This is a genomic window from Devosia sp. LjRoot16 (genome assembly GCF_964252795.1).
GTDB lineage: Bacteria > Pseudomonadota > Alphaproteobacteria > Rhizobiales > Devosiaceae > Devosia_A.
The window spans coordinates 598,329-614,879 of the sequence record NZ_CAXUPH020000004.1 but is presented as its reverse complement, the minus strand read 5'-3'; the positions used below and the strand labels follow the sequence as shown (position 1 = coordinate 614,879).

The 16,551-nt window shown below is 65.1% G+C and carries 16 protein-coding genes; 10 read left to right on the top strand and 6 right to left on the bottom strand.

The features are described from left to right. The first annotated feature begins 2 nt into the window (after positions 1–2). Entirely contained in the window at positions 3–944 is a 942-nt protein-coding gene (locus tag ACSQ23_RS20990; RefSeq protein ID WP_436091751.1) for a carbohydrate ABC transporter permease, read from the top strand. Next, positions 941–1,765: a carbohydrate ABC transporter permease gene (locus ACSQ23_RS20985; protein WP_436091750.1), complete on the top strand. Its 825-nt coding sequence runs from the start codon at positions 941–943 to the stop codon at positions 1,763–1,765. The genes ACSQ23_RS20990 and ACSQ23_RS20985 overlap by 4 nt, the downstream gene beginning before the upstream one ends. A 19-nt stretch (positions 1,766–1,784) precedes the next feature. Here ACSQ23_RS20985 and ACSQ23_RS20980 read toward each other — a convergent pair whose 3' ends face one another. Next, entirely contained in the window at positions 1,785–2,819 is a 1,035-nt protein-coding gene (locus ACSQ23_RS20980) for a LacI family DNA-binding transcriptional regulator (protein WP_055887283.1), read from the bottom strand. A gap of 157 nt (positions 2,820–2,976) precedes the next feature. Here ACSQ23_RS20980 and ACSQ23_RS20975 point away from each other — a divergent pair, with 157 nt between their 5' ends. From ACSQ23_RS20975 to ACSQ23_RS20955, 5 genes are all read left to right on the top strand, one after another. Continuing rightward, positions 2,977–4,017: a Gfo/Idh/MocA family protein gene (locus ACSQ23_RS20975; RefSeq protein ID WP_055887279.1), complete on the top strand. Its 1,041-nt coding sequence runs from the start codon at positions 2,977–2,979 to the stop codon at positions 4,015–4,017. Continuing rightward, a complete protein-coding gene (locus ACSQ23_RS20970) occupies positions 4,014–4,955 on the top strand; it encodes a sugar phosphate isomerase/epimerase family protein (RefSeq protein ID WP_436091749.1) in 942 nt (313 codons plus the stop codon). Before ACSQ23_RS20975 ends, ACSQ23_RS20970 begins: the two co-directional genes overlap by 4 nt. A gap of 64 nt (positions 4,956–5,019) precedes the next feature. Then, the gene (locus ACSQ23_RS20965; protein WP_056002289.1) at positions 5,020–6,021 is read left to right on the top strand and encodes a substrate-binding domain-containing protein; all 1,002 of its coding nucleotides are present in this window, start codon (positions 5,020–5,022) and stop codon (positions 6,019–6,021) included. A 66-nt stretch (positions 6,022–6,087) separates the two neighbouring features. Continuing rightward, positions 6,088–6,870, top strand: coding sequence for an ATP-binding cassette domain-containing protein (locus ACSQ23_RS20960; protein WP_082528523.1), 783 nt, complete (start codon positions 6,088–6,090; stop codon positions 6,868–6,870). Then, positions 6,867–7,922 carry an ABC transporter permease gene (locus tag ACSQ23_RS20955; protein ID WP_436091748.1) on the top strand — a complete coding sequence of 352 codons (1,056 nt, stop codon included), beginning with the start codon at positions 6,867–6,869 and terminating at the stop codon, positions 7,920–7,922. The genes ACSQ23_RS20960 and ACSQ23_RS20955 overlap by 4 nt, the downstream gene beginning before the upstream one ends. A gap of 62 nt (positions 7,923–7,984) precedes the next feature. Here ACSQ23_RS20955 and ACSQ23_RS20950 read toward each other — a convergent pair whose 3' ends face one another. The 5 genes from ACSQ23_RS20950 to ACSQ23_RS20930 all read right to left on the bottom strand — a co-directional run bounded on the left by ACSQ23_RS20950 (position 7,985) and on the right by ACSQ23_RS20930 (position 13,030). Further along, positions 7,985–8,929, bottom strand: a complete 945-nt coding sequence (locus ACSQ23_RS20950; RefSeq protein ID WP_436091747.1) for a nucleoside hydrolase — start codon at positions 8,927–8,929, stop codon at positions 7,985–7,987. 116 nt (positions 8,930–9,045) lie between these two features. After that, entirely contained in the window at positions 9,046–9,960 is a 915-nt protein-coding gene (locus ACSQ23_RS20945; protein ID WP_436091746.1) for a LysR family transcriptional regulator, read from the bottom strand. 89 nt (positions 9,961–10,049) lie between these two features. Beyond that, on the bottom strand, positions 10,050–11,138 hold the full coding sequence (locus ACSQ23_RS20940) for an ABC transporter ATP-binding protein (RefSeq protein WP_436091745.1): 1,089 nt from the start codon (positions 11,136–11,138) through the stop codon (positions 10,050–10,052). Between the two features lie 21 nt (positions 11,139–11,159). Then, a complete protein-coding gene (locus tag ACSQ23_RS20935) occupies positions 11,160–11,804 on the bottom strand; it encodes a ThuA domain-containing protein (protein WP_055887254.1) in 645 nt (214 codons plus the stop codon). 17 nt (positions 11,805–11,821) lie between these two features. Next, positions 11,822–13,030, bottom strand: a complete 1,209-nt coding sequence (locus ACSQ23_RS20930; protein WP_055887251.1) for an ROK family transcriptional regulator — start codon at positions 13,028–13,030, stop codon at positions 11,822–11,824. A gap of 295 nt (positions 13,031–13,325) precedes the next feature. On the opposite strand from ACSQ23_RS20930, the gene ACSQ23_RS20925 reads away from it, so the two are divergent. The 3 genes from ACSQ23_RS20925 to ACSQ23_RS20915 all read left to right on the top strand — a co-directional run bounded on the left by ACSQ23_RS20925 (position 13,326) and on the right by ACSQ23_RS20915 (position 16,429). Further along, a complete protein-coding gene (locus ACSQ23_RS20925; protein WP_055887248.1) occupies positions 13,326–14,585 on the top strand; it encodes an extracellular solute-binding protein in 1,260 nt (419 codons plus the stop codon). A gap of 69 nt (positions 14,586–14,654) precedes the next feature. Further along, positions 14,655–15,587 (top strand): carbohydrate ABC transporter permease, encoded by a 933-nt coding sequence (locus tag ACSQ23_RS20920; protein ID WP_055887245.1) that lies wholly within the window; start codon positions 14,655–14,657, stop codon positions 15,585–15,587. After that, complete coding sequence (locus ACSQ23_RS20915; RefSeq protein ID WP_055887242.1) at positions 15,587–16,429, top strand: carbohydrate ABC transporter permease; 843 nt, start codon at positions 15,587–15,589, stop codon at positions 16,427–16,429. The genes ACSQ23_RS20920 and ACSQ23_RS20915 overlap by 1 nt, the downstream gene beginning before the upstream one ends. Positions 16,430–16,551 lie beyond the last annotated feature (122 nt).

Genomic DNA, 16,551 nt, shown 5'->3' with positions numbered 1-16,551 from the left:
CCTTGATCGATAGAACCAACCAGATCGCCGGGGCCGCAGCGGCTGCCCCGGCCAAGTCGCGAAGACGCGCCGGCATCGGCCGCCGCACTGCCATTGCGGCGCTGCTGTTCGCGGCGCCCGCCTTCATCATGTACGCGGCCTTCGTGCTGGTGCCGCTCGCGATGTCGGTGTTCTATTCGCTGCAGCGCTGGGACGGCATCGGCAAGATGCGGTTCGTCGGGCTCAACAACTACCTGATCGTGCTGACCGACGCCGACCTGCTGCAGGTGATCAGTAACGCCTTCCTCCTCGCCGCCTGGTTCACGCTGATCCCGGTTGTGCTGGGTCTAGCGGTCGCCGCGGCGATCCGCGAGCATCTGGGCGGACCATTCGGCACTGCCACCCGCACCATCCTGTTCCTGCCGCAGGTGATCCCGCTGGTCGCGGCCGGCATCGCCTGGAGCTGGATGTTTGCCAATACCGGGCTGGTCAACCAGGCGCTGCGCGGCATCGGGCTCGAGGCTCTGGCGCGCGGCTGGCTGGGGGATTTCACCTTCGCCCTGCCGGCGGTGGGCATTATCGGCGCCTGGGTGCTGCTGGGCCTCTGCACCATGCTGCTGGTCACCGGCATCACTAAGATCGACCCCAGCCTCTATGAGGCGGCCCGGCTCGATGGCGCCGGCCCCTGGGACGAGTTCATCTACATCACGCTGCCAGGGCTGCGGCAGGAGCTCGGCGTCTGCGTCACCGTCACGGTGATTGCGGCGCTGGCCAGCTTCGACATCGTCTACATCGCCACCGGCGGCGGACCGGGCATCCAGACCACGGTTCCGGGGCTCGAAATCTACCGGCTGGCCTTCGCGCACCGGCAGGTCGGCCTCGCCTCGGCGCTCGCCATTTTCCTGATGGTGCTGGTGCTGGTCTGCGTGCTGCCGATCCAGTGGCTGACGAGGGTCCGGCGATGAAGGGTCTTACGCTCGACGCGGCCTTGGCGCGCCTGCTCATCATCGTGCTGATGCTGCTGACGCTGCTGCCGTTCCTCTCGATGTTCAGTGCGGCGCTGGCGCCATCGGGCAGCTATCCGCCGGGGCTCGCCTGGCCGGAAAATCCGCAATGGGTGAACTTCGCCAAGGCCTTCGAAGTGGCGAAGATGGATCAGCTGCTGCTCTCGAGCCTGTTGATCGTCATCGGCACGGTGCCGCTCAGCGTGCTGTTCGCCACCATGGCGGGCTACGGCCTCGCCAAGTTCGACAAGGGCCGCGGGCGCTGGTTCTACCTGGTGTTCGTGCTCGGGCTGACGCTGCCGTTCGAGGCGGTGATCACCCCGCTCTACTACGAGATCAAGGCACTCGGGCTGCTCAACACCCGCTTCGCGATCATCCTGCCGCTGATCGGGCTCTACATGCCGTTCGGCGTCTACTGGATGCGCACGCATTTCGTGAACACGCCCAAGGAACTGTCCGAGGCGGCTCAGATCGACGGGGCGAGCGAGTGGAAGCAGTTCTGGCTGGTGCACGTGCCATTGGCGCGGCCGGCAATCATGTCGCTCGCCATCCTGCAGTTCCTCTGGACCTGGAACCAGTTCCTCTTACCCGTTGTGCTCGTGCAGGATCCGCTGCAGCGCACCATGGCGGGGGCGCTCGGCGCCTTCCAGGGGCAGTGGGGCACCGATGTGCCGCTGCTCTGCGCCGGCGCGCTGCTGATCCTTGCGCCGACCATCGCGATCTTCCTGATCTTCCAGCGGCAATTCGTGGCGGCGCTGTTGCAGGGGGCAGTGAAGGGCTGAGCCGACGCCCCCGGCCCGCTCAACCGTTGCGCGCGTTGTCGCTGTCGCCTTCAACCAGTTCCATCGGCCAGACCCGGTGCACGATGCCCTGCGGATAGATGTCGGCATAAGCCGGCATCGAGGCCAGCAGCGACTCCCCCAAGGCAATCCCCACGTCGCGCAGCGACAGCCTGAAACAGGTAAGCGCCGGCGACAGAAACCGGGACAGCGGCGATTCCCGGAAGGCGATAACCGCCACGTCCTGGCCTGGGTTCAGCCCCGCATCCCTGAGGCCCCGGTAGAAGCCGATCGCCATCAGCTCGTAGACCAGCAGGATGGCCGTCGGTCGCTGCGCCATGCTGATCAGCTGATGCGCCGCCTGGTACCCGCCCTGTTCCGATGACGAGGTGTAGATCACGAGGCTCTGCTCGAAGGCGATGCCGTGCCTGGCCAGGGCGTCCTTGTAAGCCTGGAGGAAAATGACGCCAAGATTGATATCGCTGCTCGGGACGGCAACGGCGATGCTGCGATGGCCCTTGGCGACCAGCCGGTCCACGGCGCGGTTCGCCACCCCTTCGAAATCGAGGTCGATCCAGGGATGGTCGCTGGGGGTGCCCGTCCGGCCGAGCGCGATGAACGGCACGTGCGCCTTGTTCAGAAGCTCGACGCGCGGATCCTTTCGATGCGTCGCTGAGATGATCAGCGCATCGACCAGCCGGCGCGCGATCATGCGGCGCAGATACTCGGTGGGGTCTTCGTCGGTGGCGCAGGGGAGCACCACCAGATCCAGCTGGTGCCGGCTCAACACCGCCTGAACGCCGTCGAAGACGCCGAAAAAGAAGTTGTCCGGGTTCCCCGAGGTGTCGGCGCCGGACTCCATCATGAACCCGACGGCATTGGTCGTGCCCTGGCGCAACGTGCGTCCGGCCTGGTTGGGCACATAGCCGAGTTCGGTTGCTGCATCGAGCACCCGGCGGCGGGTTGCCTCATTGACGTCGGGACGTCCGTTCAAGGCACGGGAGACCGTACCGATCGAAATGTTCAGATGTTCGGCAAGGCGGCGTATGCCCTTCATAATACTCGCTTTTCCCAGCGCGCCGGAGGCTTCCGAAAACGTTTACGCAATTCTCTTGACACAGAAATGCCGGCGAATATAGCGTCGTAAACGTTTACGAAGCCGTCGCGCACGCCGAGATAAGGCGTCGGCGGATTCCCTGGGGAGGGGCAATCACGTGTCATTTCGCGCCGTTCTGGCCGGGTGCGGAGCTATGTCGAAAGGCTGGCTCAAGGCCATCGCCGAAACGCCGGCGCTCCGAGACCGCATCACCATTGTCGGCCTCAACGACATCAACCCCGACGCGGCGCATCGCCTCGCGGCGGAGTTCGGCCTCGGCAAGGCGGCGGTCGAAAGCGATCTCCAGGCTCTGCTCAACGGTACCCGGCCGGACCTGCTGTTCGACGTGGTGATCCCCGGCGCCCGGCATGACGTGGTCGCCACGGCGCTCGCGCATGGCTGCCACGTGCTGTCGGAAAAGCCGATGGCCGCCAGCCTCGACGACGCCCGCGACCTCGTCGCTCGCGCCGCCAAGGCCGGCCGGATCCACGCGGTGGTGCAGAACCGTCGCTACATTGCCGGCGTGCGGCGCATCCGCCGGTTGATCGACAGCGGCGCCCTCGGCGAGCTGACGGCGCTGCATGCGGACTTCTTCATCGGCGCGCATTTCGGCGGCTTCCGCGATGCCATGCAGAACGTGCTGCTGCTCGACATGGCCATCCACACCTTTGACGCCGCCCGCTTCATGGCGGGCCGGGATGCCCGGGCCGTTTATTGCCTCGAAAGCAACCCGCGCGGCTCGTGGTACCAGCACGGCGCCGCCGCCAACGCCATCTTCGAACTCGAGGGGGACGCGACCTTCACCTACCGTGGGTCGTGGGCCGCCGAAGGCGCCAACACCAGCTGGGAAAGCCGGTGGCGGATCATCGGCACCCGCGGCACGCTGCTCTGGGATGGCGCCGACCGGTTCGAGGCGCATGTCGTGGCAGGCGAGGACGGCTTCCACCGGCCACTGGCGGAGCTCGCCGTGCCGGAGCCCGCCGAGGACAGCCAGACCCACGGCCATGCCAGCGTCATTGCCGATTTCCTCCGCGCCATCGAGACCGGCACGCCACCGGAAACTGTCGGCAGCGACAACGTCAACAGCCTCGCCATGGTGTTCGCCGCCATCGAGAGCGCCAAAACCCGCCAGCGTATTCTTATCGAGACCCCTAGATGACCAATCCCACCAAAACCATTCGCATCGGCACCATGGTCAGCGCGACGGCCGGCACCGCCGCGCCGCGCATCGCCGAGATCGCCGACCTCGGCTTCGAGAGCTTCGAGCCGTTCTTCTGGCAGACCACCAACGGACAGGACCTCGCCGAGCTCGGCAAGCGCTGCCTCGATGCTATCGGCAACCGCGACATCACCATCTCCACCCTCGGCATGTTCGGCAATCCGCTGGAAGACCAGGAGATGGACCGCCAGACGCTCGATGGCTGGAAGGCCTGCATCGACAACGCCCATCACTTCGGCGCCACGACGGTTGCCGGCTTTACCGGCCGTATCAGGGGCAAGCCGCTGACCGACAGCCTGCCGCAGTACAAGAAGGTCTGGTCGGAACTGGCGAAACGCGCTGCCGACAAGGGCGTCAGGATCGCCTTCGAAAACTGCGCCATGGATGGCAACTGGCAGACCGGCGACTGGAACATCGCCCACAATCCCGACGCCTGGGAGCTGATCTTCAACGAGACGCCGGACGACAATATCGGGCTCGAATGGGAGCCCTGCCACCAGCTGGTCTACCTGATCGATCCGCTGCCGCAGATCCGCAAGTGGGCGCACAAGTTCTTCCATGTTCACGGCAAGGACGCGACCGTCCGCTGGGACGTGATCAAAGAGCACGGCATCTTCGGCAAGCAGAAGTTCGTGTTCATGCGCACGCCGGGCTTCGGCGACAGCAACTGGACCGACATCATCTCCGAACTGCGTCTCGCCGGCTGGTCTGGCTCGATCGACATCGAGGGCTGGCACGACCCGGTCTATCGCAACGCACTCGAAATGACCGGCCAGGTCCGGGCGCTCGAACATCTCAAGCAGGCTCGCGGCGGAGACTTCGTGAATCTGGCGGCGAACTACGAGGGCGGAGACCCCTCGCTTCGACGCGCCAGCTGATGACTGGTGCCGGCGGGGGAGCCGGCACGCAACCCGTGCAAAGCACGAAAGGGAGGACGTGACTATGACTAGGATTGCTCTGAAGGCACTGACGGCTGCTGCCTTTGCAACTGTCACCATCGCCAGCCTGACCAGTGTCGCCATGGCCGAAACGCTGCGCGACAACTGGTGCAGCGACGTCAAGATCCGGTTCTTCGCGGGTGGCGCCGAGGGAGATGCCTTTGCCTCGATCGTCTACAACGGCGCCGTCCAGGCGGCCAAGGATACCGGCGCTCAGGTCGACTATGTGTTCTCGGGCTGGAGCTCGGAAAAGATGATCCAGCAGCTGCGTGAGGCCATCGGCGCTGCTCCGAACGGCATTGCCATGATGGGTCACCCCGGCAATGCCGCGATCATGCCGCTTGCCGAGGAGGCCTCGGCCGCGGGCATCAAGATGATGTACCAGAACGTGCCGGTCGACGAGGTCACCGCCAAGTTCGGCGGCGGCTATGTCGGCGCGCAGCAGAAGCCACAGGGCAAGGCCCTGGGCGAGGAAGCCATCCGCCGCTTCGGCCTCAAGGCCGGCGATGTTGCCATCGTCATGAGCGACTGGTCGCAAATCGAGCGCGCCGAACGCGAACTGGGAACGCTCGAGGCCTTCGAGGCCGCCGGCCTCAAAGTGGTCAAGCTGCAGTCGCCGCAGGAACTCGGCACCGACCCGAACACCGGCATTCCGGTGATCACCGCCGCCATTACCGCCAATCCGGACGTCAAGCTGATCGCCTATCCGGGCGGCCAGCCCCTCGGCAATGCCGCGACCTATATGCAGGCGGCCGGCAAGAACGCCGGCGACATCATCAACATCGGCTTCGACACCAGCCCGCAGATCGTCGAGGCATTCAAGGATGGCTGGGTCCAGCTGACCTCCGACCAGCAGCCGTTCCTGCAAGGCTACATGCCGATCCTGTCGCTCTGCCAGCAGGTCGTCTACGGCCTCGGCGCGATCAACGTCGATACCGGCGCCGGCTTCGTTACGCCCGAGAATTACGGAGCGGTTGCGGACCTCGCCAAGGAAGGTCTTCGCTAAGAGTTTCCGGCGGCAGGGGTCCGGCTCCGGCCGGGCCCCGGCCTATCCACTTGCAGCGAGGGCATCGTGCAAAATCGTATTATCGAGCTCAAGGACATCAAGAAGTCCTATGGGCAGGTTTACGCCCTTGGCGGCGTCGACCTTCATGTCGACCAGGGCGAGGTGGTTGGCCTCGTCGGCGACAATGGCGCCGGTAAGTCCACACTCATCAAGATTCTCGCCGGCGCGGTTCGGCCGACAACCGGCGAGATTCTGGTCCGCGGCGAGCCGGTTTCGAACTGGAACGCGGGACGCTCGCGCGAGGCGGGCATCGAGACGGTGTTCCAGGACCGAGCGCTGGCTGTGCAGCAGACCATCATCTGGAACATCTTCATGGGCCGCGAACTGGTGGGCCCGCTTGGCTTTCTGAAAGTCCGCAAGCAGCGCGAAGAGGCCGAACGGCTGATGCGCGAGATCGGCTTCACCTCCAAGGTCTTCGGCCCCAGTTCCATTGTTGGGCAGCTGTCCGGCGGCGAGCGCCAGGGCGTCGCCATCGCCCGGGCGATGTACAACCAAAGCGACCTGATCATCCTCGACGAGCCGACGACGGCGCTCTCACTCACCGAGACGGCCAAGGTTTTCCATTTCGTCCGGCAGGCGCGAGCGGCAGGACGCTCGATCCTGTTCATCGGCCACAACATCCACCACGTGTTCGATATCTCCGATCGCTTTGTCGTGCTCGATCGGGGGCGCGTGGCGCTGCAGGCCACCAAAGCTGAACTCGGCTCGGCCGAAGCCCTGGTCCGTTTCATGGAAGAACTCGCCCATCCGGGCGGCGCCGGCGTTCAGTCCACAGGAGGGACAGTATGACCGATACAGCCAATCGTGACGGTCAGTCGCCGGCAAAAGCCCTCGACGCGGACACCGTCCGCCGCGTTGCCGAAGGCAAGCACGCCGACCGCTCCAGACTTCGCCGCTTCCTCCGCGACCACCGGCCGGCCGTCGGTTCGTTCGTCGTGCTGGTGGTGATGCTGGCCTGCTTCTTCGTGGGCAACCCGGAAGTGTTCTCGCAGTGGAACATGTATCGCGCCGTGCTCATCGGCCTGCCGGTCGTGCTCTTCGTCGTGGTGCCGCTGGTCTACGTGGTGACCGTGGGCGAAATCGACCTCTCCTTTCCGGCGACCATCGGCATGGCCGGGTGGGTCTTCGCGCTGGTGGTCCAGGCAGGGTACGATCCGTTTCTCGGCATTATCGCGGCGGTGCTGACCGGCCTGGTCCTCGGGCTCTGCGTCGGCTGGCTCGTGGTCTATGCCAACCTCTCGTCGCTCATTGCCACACTGGGCATGAACTTCATGCTGCGCGGGCTGATCCAGATCAACACCGAGGGCAAGTCGATCGCCCTGGTGGGCCTGCCCAAGACCCTGACCTTCCAGATTTTCGGCGGCCAGTTCTTCGGCATTCCGGTGCAGGTGCTCTGGGCCTTGCTGTTCGTGGCGATCTGCTCGTTCATCTACAACCGGCACCGCTTCGGCGTGCATGTGCACATGGTCGGCGACAACCCCGACGCAGCGCAGCAGATGGGCATCAATGTCAAGCTGGTGCGGCTCAAGACCTTCGCCTTCGTCGGCCTAGGCGCAGCGCTCGCGGGTGTTGCCGCCGTGATGATCAACTACACCTGGTGGCCGACCTCGGGTGATGGCTATCTGCTTCCTGCGCTGGCCTCGGTATTCGTTGGCGGCACGGCGCCATGGGGCGGCATCGGCACGATCATCGGCAGCGCCATCGGCAGCTTCACGGTGTCCTTCATTCAGTCGGGCGTCGTGGGAGCGGGTCTCTCCGGCTTCTATGTGCAGTTCTTCTACGGGCTGATCATCATCCTGTCGCTGCTCGGGCACCGCTGGAACCAGGTCCGCTATCGGTAACCTCTCAAGCACCGCTCCTGTTGGAGCGGTGCTTTCACACCGGCAGACCGAAGCCCCTCCGCTCAGGCCAGCCCCTCGCGCAGCACGGCCATGAAACGCTCGCGGCTGGCCTTGCTGATGACCCGCACATTGGCTGGCCGATCGGTCATGGCGCGGTCGTCGAGGATGGTCTGGCCGCGGGTCAATCCGTCCTCGGTTGAGACGAAGACAGCGGCGTCGAAGCTCTCGACTACCACCTGCTCATCGAGGGCCACGGCAACCGCGATGGGGTCGGGCAGGTCAAAGCCGGCAAGCCCCGAGACCTCCTGGCAGAACCGCCGCAGGGTAGCCTGGCAATCGACCGCGACAATGGCGGTGGGCGTGCCGATCTGTCGGAGGCTGGCCGCCTCGTGGTCGTCGATCACCGCATATTTGCGCGAGATGTCCCAGCCGATCATGGTGATCGGCATGCCCGAGGCGAACACCGCCTCGGCGGCTTCTGGGTCGGCCCAGATATTGTACTCCGAAACCGGGGTGATGTTGCCGTAATAGTCCGAGGCGCCGCCCATGATTAAGCAGCGGCTGATCCGGCCCGCCAGCCACGGCGCCTTGCCGAGCGCGATGGCGATGTTGGTGAGGGGGCCAAGCGTGATCACTTCGATCCCGTCTTCATGGCTTTCAGCCAGCGCGATCAGCGCGTCGGCGGCGTGGCCCGGGCTCGGCGCCCATGGCGCGTCGGCGAGCTGCGTCGGCACCAGTCCGACATCGCCCATGCCGTCCTCGCCGTGCACGAACTGCGCGGTCTCGAGCGGCCGCTGCAATGGCCGGTCGGCGCCCTGATGCACCGGCAGGTCCATGCCGCAGAGTTCGCGGATGAACAGCGCGTTGATGGTCGCCTGTTCCAGCGGGCAATTGCCCGCCACGATGCCCAGCGCTTTGACATCCGGACCGCGGAATCTGAATGCCAGCATCAGGGCCACGGCGTCGTCGGACGCGGTGTCGGTATCGATGAAAATCGGCCTGCCCATTTCTGCTCCGTTCCAGGTTGGCGCATGGTCCCAGGCGGGACGCGCTTCGATCGGAGAGAGAAGGGGACGAACGGCGCCGCGACAAACGACTTTTCGTCTTCGTTACGGCGAAAAACTCAAGCGCATGCCGGCAAGCCCGCGGCACCCGACTGACCCTGCCGGCGGAACCACTTCACCGCCGCCGCGGTCGCCGGATGCCGACGGTCCCGCGGTGGTAAGGCGAGGTGGTAGCTGCCTTTGCGCATGATGCGCCCGAACGGGGCAACCAGGCGTCCGTCCGCCAGCGCCTCGCCGATGATCTCCAGCGGCGCAATGGTGCTGCCGACCCCGGCCTCGGCTGCCTGCAGGGTAAAGTACATCCGCTCGAACTCGTGCATTTCGGTGTAGGGCGCGTCCGTTCCACCCTCGCGCAGCCAATCCTCCCAGATCGCCGGGCGGGTGCGCGATACGAGCCTCGGCAAGCCCGCCAATGCCGCGCGTGCATCCGGCTGCCGGGTCAGACGCTGGCCGGCGACGACCAGCGCAAAGCTCTCGGGCATGATGTCGACATAGCTGGCGTCGCTGCCCGCACTGTGCTCGCCGACCGACAGCCAGAGCGACACCGATGGGTCGGAGATATCGGGCGGGCGATCCCAGCTGACCAGCTTGATGCTGCCGCCGAGCGCCGCTTCGAGCCCAGCCTGGCGGGGGATGAGCCATCGCAGCGTCGTCGTGGCGGGCGCCGCGATGACCAGCGGTCGTTCGACATGCTGCCGGCCGAGCCGCGCCGAAGCCTGGCGCAACCGCTCGAAAGCCGGGCCGACATCATCGGCAAAGGCCTGCCCGGCGTCGCTGAGGCCGATCCGGCGACCGGCGCGAATGAACAGTTCCACCTTGGCTCGCCGCTCGAGCTGGCGGATGAGCCGGCTGACGGCGCTCTCGGTGACCCCGAGTTCAGCTGCAGCCCGCTTGAAGCTTCCCAGCCTCGCCGCCGCATCGAAGGCCCTGATGGCGGTCAGTTGCCCCATGACGTCGAGAGAGGAGAGCGACATCGATACCTCGTTGCGGACCGCGCCCGATGCTGACGCAGCAGGCGCAGTCTAGACCAGCCTGACACCGCCGTCAGGTCGGTCGCGAGGCGCTAGAGGCGCAGCCCGTTGGCGTCGAACGCCAGCGCGGCGTCGGGCTCGATGCCGACGCTGATCGGCGTGCCGGTGGCGATCCGGGCGTGACCCTTCTGCTGGATCGTCACCTTGGTCTCCCCGTCCCGCCCGACGGCGTAGACGTAGGAGACGCCGCCAAGCTGCTCCACCACCTGCGCCGTCGCGGTCAGCGCGCCGCCCTCCGGACGGGCCTCGGTAAAGTGCTCGGGCCGGATTCCGACGCTGACCGTCTGGCCGACGCTGACGCCTTTGCCACGGCACCGGACCTGCAGTTCCGGAGCGTCGAACGCGGTCAGGGAAACCGTCACGCCACGATCGTTGATGCCGGTTACCGTGCCCCCGAGAAAGTTCATTCGCGGTGAGCCGATGAAGCCGGCGACGAACAGGTTGTCGGGATCGTCATAGAGCTCGATCGGCGTGCCCTGCTGCTCGATCTTGCCGGCCCGCAGCACCACGATGCGGTCGGCCAGCGTCATCGCCTCGACCTGGTCGTGCGTCACGTAGACCATGGTGGCGCCGAGCTGCTGATGGAGCTTGGCGATCTCGATGCGCATCTGCACGCGCAATTCGGCGTCGAGGTTGGACAGCGGCTCGTCGAACAGGAAGGCCTTGGGTTGGCGCACGATGGCGCGGCCGATGGCAACGCGCTGGCGCTGGCCGCCCGACAGCTGACGCGGCTTGCGCTGCAGCAGCTCGGTCAGCTCCAGCGTACCGGCGGCACTGGCGACACGCTGGGCGACCTGGTCGGCGGGCATCCCGCCCATCCTGAGGCCAAAGCCGAGGTTCTGTTCCACCGTCATGTGCGGATAGAGCGCGTAGCTCTGGAACACCATGGCCACACCCCGCTCTGAGGGGTCGAAATCGGTGACGTCCTCGCCGCCGATCAGCACCTGGCCAGAGCTCGGTTCCTCGAGGCCGGAAATGGTCCGGAGCAGGGTGGATTTGCCGCATCCGGACGGTCCGACGAAGACGACGAACTCGCCATCCCCAATGTCGAGATCGACGTCGTGGATCACGGTCACCGCGCCGAAACTCTTGTTGATGCCTCTGAGCTGAAGTTCAGCCACGGTTCCCTCCCTGCTTGCCTGCTAACGCGCTGCCCAGAGGGCGCCGCGCTCGAAGATGGTGCGCATCTGCGGCACCTCGAATTCTCCCACCACATGGCCGAGCGACGAATAGAACACCCGGCCCTTGCCAAAGCGGCGCTTCCACACCACCGGCATCACCACTCCGTCGATCTCCTCGAACTGCTCACCCGAGAAGGTGGTGGTGGCAAGCACCTCCACGCTGGGGTCGAAGTGCATGTAGTACTGCTCCGACCGGTAGGGAAAATCGCCGATCCCGGCCATGATCGGGTCATCGCCGCGCGTGACGTTGATCGTGTAGTCGATGATGTTGCCGGGGTGGGCCACCCACTGGCCGCCGGTCATGAACTGATAGTCCGGCTCGTTACGGAAGCTGTCGCACATCAGCCCGTGAAACCCGGCAAGGCCGGTGCCGCCGCGCACGGCGGCGAGGAGGTTCGTCAGTTCCTCGCGCTCGATCCGCGACATCGTGATGACCGGCACGATCAGGTCGAACTGGCTAAGGCCGTCATCGGCAAACGCCTCGGTGGTGTTCTCGAGGGTGACCGCGAAGCCATGGCTCTCGAGCATGCCGCCGACGAGGCGCGCGCTCTGCTCCGGCGTATGGCCATCCCAGCCTCCCCACACGATCAGGGCTGACTTGCTCATGGAAATGTTTCCTCCAGTTATGCTGCGTTCCACGGGGCGCTGTAGATGTCGCGCAGCATCAGTGCTGCGGCCCCCCGGGCCCAGAGCTGGTCATCCAGGGTGTGGAAGATCAGCTCGGTGGAATTGAAGTGAGTGAGAAAGCTGTTGGCCTGCGCCGTGGCGCGCACCATCGGCGCAATGGCTTCGCCATAGCGCTGCGACTCCACCGCGACGATGATCTTGGCCGGGTTGACCAGGTTGATGATGTGGGAGAGCCCGATGCCGAGCTTTTCGGCCTGCCGCTCGATGAGGCGCTGCCCCCTTGCATCGCCCGCCTGGGCAAGCCCTGCGAGGTGGTCGAGCAGGTCGTACGAGGCGGCGGCGTCCAGCGCCTCGCCCAGCTCCTGTCGCGCCAGCCGGCGCATGGCGACATCGCCTACATAGGCGTTGAGGCAATCACGCTGGCCGCATTCGCACGGCATCCCCTCATTGCCGACCTTGGTGTGGCCGAAGGCCGGTCCCAGCTTGCTGGAGCCGCGCTGCAGGTCGTCCTCGAGCCACAGCCCGAGGCTCGCCGTCTGGTCCAGCACCACGACGCCGAAGCTGCGGACGCTCTGGGCGTAGCCGAACCAGCTCTCGGCCAAGGCGAGGAGGTTTGCTGGCTTTTCGAGTTTCACCGGCAGGCCGGTGCGCTCGCCCAAAAGCGTCCCGATGGGGATTTCCCGCTCGCCGAACACCGAGCTGGCGTAGCTGCGGCCGGAGCGGGGGTCGACGATACCGGGGATGCCGATGCCGATGCCCTTGATGCGGCTGCGATCCACCCCCGACTTGCCGATGCACTCCTCCATGGCGTCCTCGATCAGGTCGACGATCACCTCGGCGGGCTGGCGGGCCAGCCGCACCGGCAGTTGCACCGAGGCGACCGTCTCGCCGCGGAAATCGATCAGGGTTGCGGTGGTCAGCGCCTGGGAAATACGCACGCCGATGACAAAGGCCGCGTCACGCACCAGCCCGAGCAGCACCCGTGGGCGGCCGCGTAGGGTCTCGTTGGTCGGCGTGGTGTGGATGGCCTCGATCAGCCCCTCCTCGATCAGCGCGCCGGTGATCGCCGACACCGTAGTGCCGCTGAGCAGGGTGCGTTCGGAGATCTCGACCCGCGAAATCTGGCCATGGCACCGGATCGTCTCCAGCACGTGGTACTTGTTGATTTCCCGCATCAGCAGCGGATCAGCGATCTTTACGGCCACGAACTCGCCCCGGGCATCTGGTCAGTCAATTGCTTTGCAACCCGTACAAAAGGCGCTGATGGCACGATCGTCGAAAACCCGGCACTCAGCGGCAGAGTACCGAAAAACAGGCGGTCCTCAAGCGTCAATCCGCAGATTGAGCTGTTTCTGCAGAGCTGAGGTACGTGCCTCTTGCTTCCTTTAATAAGGGATGCTTAGAAAGTAGCAAGTGGTGATTGCGGTAGGGACCGCGTCTGCCGCTGCGGCCGACTGCGCCAGAGAGCGCCCCCCGGCTGCCCAAAGGAGGAGGAAACCCATGAAGCGAATTGCGCTTGCCGCAATGCTCGGCCTGATGGCGCTCGCGCCGGTGCAGGCTCAAACAGTGGTGAAGTATCTGAACATCGCGTCCATCCCGGACGAGGTGAAGCTGATGACTGAGGCGGTGGCAGAGTACGAGGCCGCCAATCCGGGCGTGAAGATCGAGCTGCCGTTCCTCGAGAACGAGGCGTTCAAGGCCAAGCTGACCACGCTGCTGCAGTCTGCCGATGCGCCCGATGTGTTCCACTCATGGGGCGGTGGGGTGTTCTACGAGCAGGCCAAGGCCGGCGTGCTGCGGCCGATCGAGGGCGTCCTGTCTCAGGAGGCCAAGGATGCCCAGGGTACGGCAGGCGTTGCGGCCTTCACCGCGCCTGACGGCCATATCTACGGTATCGCCCGCGACGTGGCCGAAGTGGTGCTGTGGTACAACAAGGCACTGTTCACCCAGGCCGGCGTCGACCCCGAGAGCCTCAAGACCTGGGATGGGTTCCTCGCTGCCGTGCAGAAGTTCAAGGATGCCGGCATCACCCCGCTGGCGATGGGTGGCAAGGACAAGTGGCCGGCTCACTTCTGGTGGAGCAAGCTGGTGGTGCGCCTCGCCGGGCAGGACGGCTTCAACGCCGCGGCGCGCGGCGAGGGCGACGGCTTTGCCGGCGAGGACTTCGTCAAGGCCGGGCAGTTCTTCCTGCAGCTGGCTCAACTCGATCCCTGGCAGGAGGGCTTCCAGGCCGCCACCTATGGCGATGCCTCGGGCTATTTCGGCGACGGCAAGGCTGCGATGCACCTGATGGGCGACTGGGACTACGGCGCCATGAAGGACAACTCGGCGACCAAGCAGGGTATCCCGGATGACCAGCTCGGCATTCTGCCGTTCCCGACCATTGATGGAGGCAAGGGCGACCCGACCGATACGCTGGGCGGCCTGTCTGGCTACCTGTTCTCCAAGAACGCCTCCGACGACGCGGTCAAGTTCATCGAGTGGTACAACGCCAAGCCGGTGCAGTCCCGCTTTGCCAATGCCGGCTACTACATCCCGATCGTCAACGGGGCGGCCGACGGCATGACCAACCCGTTCAAGGTGCTGGTGGCGCAGGATATCAACAAGGCCCACTGGCATGCGCTGTTCTTCGACCAGGCCCTCGGGCCGGCGGTCGGTGGCGTGGTGAACGATGTGTCGGCGGATCTCGCCGCCAACGCGATCAGCGCCGAGGACGCCGCCCAGCAGGTCAAGGAAGCCGTGGACGACGCGGCCAATTAAGGCGTTGGCCTAAGGTCGGCGGGGCAACGATTGCCCCGCCGACCGCATCTGCCTCGAAGGGAAGCCAGTATGGCAAGCATTACGACCGGAGTTGCCGCGGGAACAGGCGTCGCCGTCCGCCGGCGCCGCTACATGGATCGCAAGAGCCTGGTTCCGCTGCTGATTTTCCTGCCACCCTCGCTGATCCTGTTCACCGTGTTCGTCGTCTTGCCGATGGTCGATGCGGGAACCTTCTCGTTCTTCCAGTGGAACGGCTACGGGCCTATCACCAATTTCGTCGGCTTTGAAAACTATGCCGACGTGATCAACCATCGCAATTTCGGCACCGCGGTGCGCAACAGCCTGATCGTGGTGGCCGTCTCGCTGCTGATCCAACTGCCGCTCGCCATGTGGTGCGCCATTGCCCTGTCCGAGCGCTCGGTCAGCATCAACATTTTGCGGACGATCTTCTTTTTGCCCTTCATGCTGGCCGAGGTGGCGGCGGGGCTGATCTGGAAGTTCGTCTATGACGGCAATTACGGGCTCTTGCCGATCCTCGGCGACGCGCTCGGCACCAAGATGCCGTTCGTCCTGGCCGACAAGTTCTGGGTGATCCCGGCCATCATGCTGGTCATCACCTGGAAGTATTTCGGCTTTCACATGATGATCTTCATCGCCGGCCTGCAGTCGATCCCCAACGAGGTGGTCGAGGCGGCGCGGCTCGATGGCGTCAAGAAGTGGCAGATCGTGCGCCACATCAAGATCCCGATGATCCGCTCGGCCATCGTGGTGTCGGTGTTCTTCGCCATCACCGGCGCGCTGCAGCTGTTCGACATCATCATCCCGCTCACCAATGGCGGCCCCTCGCATTCGAGCCACACCATCGTGACCTTCCTCTACCAGTTCGGCATCCTGCGCATGAAACTGGGCTTTGGCGGCGCGGTGAGCGTGCTGCTGTTCATCGCCTGCGTAATCGTGGCGCTCGCCTACCGGCGTATTCTCTTCAGGGTGGAGCAGAACTGATGGCCACGGCATCGAGGAAACGTCGTCCGGCCATTTCGGCCTTTCAGTGGATCACGCTGCTGGTGGTCGCCGCCTTCGTGATCGTGCCGTTCTACACCACCGCCCTCGGCGGCTTCAAAGAGATCGGCGAGCTGCGCGTCAATCCGTTCGGGTTGCCGCAGAGCTGGGATCCGGCGCGCTTCGCCGAGATCATCGGCGGGCCGCGCTATGTGCCCTCGTTGCTCAACTCGCTGCTCGTCGCGCTGGGCTCGGTGGTGCTGTCGACACTGCTCGCTTCGATGACCGCCTTCGCCTTCGCCCATATCAAGTTCTTCGGCAGCCGGTTCCTGATGAGCTACCTGATGCTGGGGCTGCTGTTTCCGTCGGCTACCGCCATCCTGCCGCTGTTCATCAAGATGCGCGACCTGGGGCTGCTCGACAGCCACCTGGGCATCATCATCGCGCAGGTGGCGTTCTCCATCTCGTTCTCGGTGCTGCTGTTCTATAACTTCTTCAAGGAACTGCCCAAGGAGCTGATCGACGCGGCGCGCATGGACAACTGCGGCTATATCCGCATCTACTGGTATGTGACGCTACCGCTCTGCCTGCCGATCATCGCTACGGTCGGGGTGTTCAATTTTGTCGGCAGCTGGAACAGCTTCCTTTTGCCGCTGATCGTGCTCAACTCCGACGCCAACTATACCTGGCCGCTGGGGATCATGCAGTTCCAAGGCCAGTACGGTTCTGACTGGCCGCGCATCCTGGCGTTCCTCACCCTCTCGATCCTCCCCGCCATCGCCTTCTTCCTGTTGGCGCAACGCTACGTGATCTCGGGGCTGACCGGCGGCGCCGTCAAAGGCTGAAGGGTTGTCCCCAGGGCGTGGCAGGTGAACGCGGCGAGTTCACTGTCGTGTTGCGCCTTGCCGGCTGCCGAGTAGCTTAAATCACGGGAGAGTCTGGCAGCGGGCCGGGGTGCCCGTGAGAC

Bases quoted from the DNA above. Each gene is read 5' to 3' on its own strand.
- ACSQ23_RS20985 (WP_436091750.1), top strand. From the start codon at position 941: ATGAAGGGTCTTACGCTCGACGCGGCCTTGGCGCGCCTGCTCATCATC.
- ACSQ23_RS20980 (WP_055887283.1), bottom strand. From the start codon at position 2,819: ATGAAGGGCATACGCCGCCTTGCCGAACATCTGAACATTTCGATCGGT.
- ACSQ23_RS20970 (WP_436091749.1), top strand. From the start codon at position 4,014: ATGACCAATCCCACCAAAACCATTCGCATCGGCACCATGGTCAGCGCG.
- ACSQ23_RS20965 (WP_056002289.1), top strand. From the start codon at position 5,020: ATGACTAGGATTGCTCTGAAGGCACTGACGGCTGCTGCCTTTGCAACT.
- ACSQ23_RS20955 (WP_436091748.1), top strand. From the start codon at position 6,867: ATGACCGATACAGCCAATCGTGACGGTCAGTCGCCGGCAAAAGCCCTC.
- ACSQ23_RS20950 (WP_436091747.1), bottom strand. From the start codon at position 8,929: ATGGGCAGGCCGATTTTCATCGATACCGACACCGCGTCCGACGACGCC.
- ACSQ23_RS20945 (WP_436091746.1), bottom strand. From the start codon at position 9,960: ATGTCGCTCTCCTCTCTCGACGTCATGGGGCAACTGACCGCCATCAGG.
- ACSQ23_RS20935 (WP_055887254.1), bottom strand. From the start codon at position 11,804: ATGAGCAAGTCAGCCCTGATCGTGTGGGGAGGCTGGGATGGCCATACG.
- ACSQ23_RS20925 (WP_055887248.1), top strand. From the start codon at position 13,326: ATGAAGCGAATTGCGCTTGCCGCAATGCTCGGCCTGATGGCGCTCGCG.
- ACSQ23_RS20920 (WP_055887245.1), top strand. From the start codon at position 14,655: ATGGCAAGCATTACGACCGGAGTTGCCGCGGGAACAGGCGTCGCCGTC.
- ACSQ23_RS20915 (WP_055887242.1), top strand. From the start codon at position 15,587: ATGGCCACGGCATCGAGGAAACGTCGTCCGGCCATTTCGGCCTTTCAG.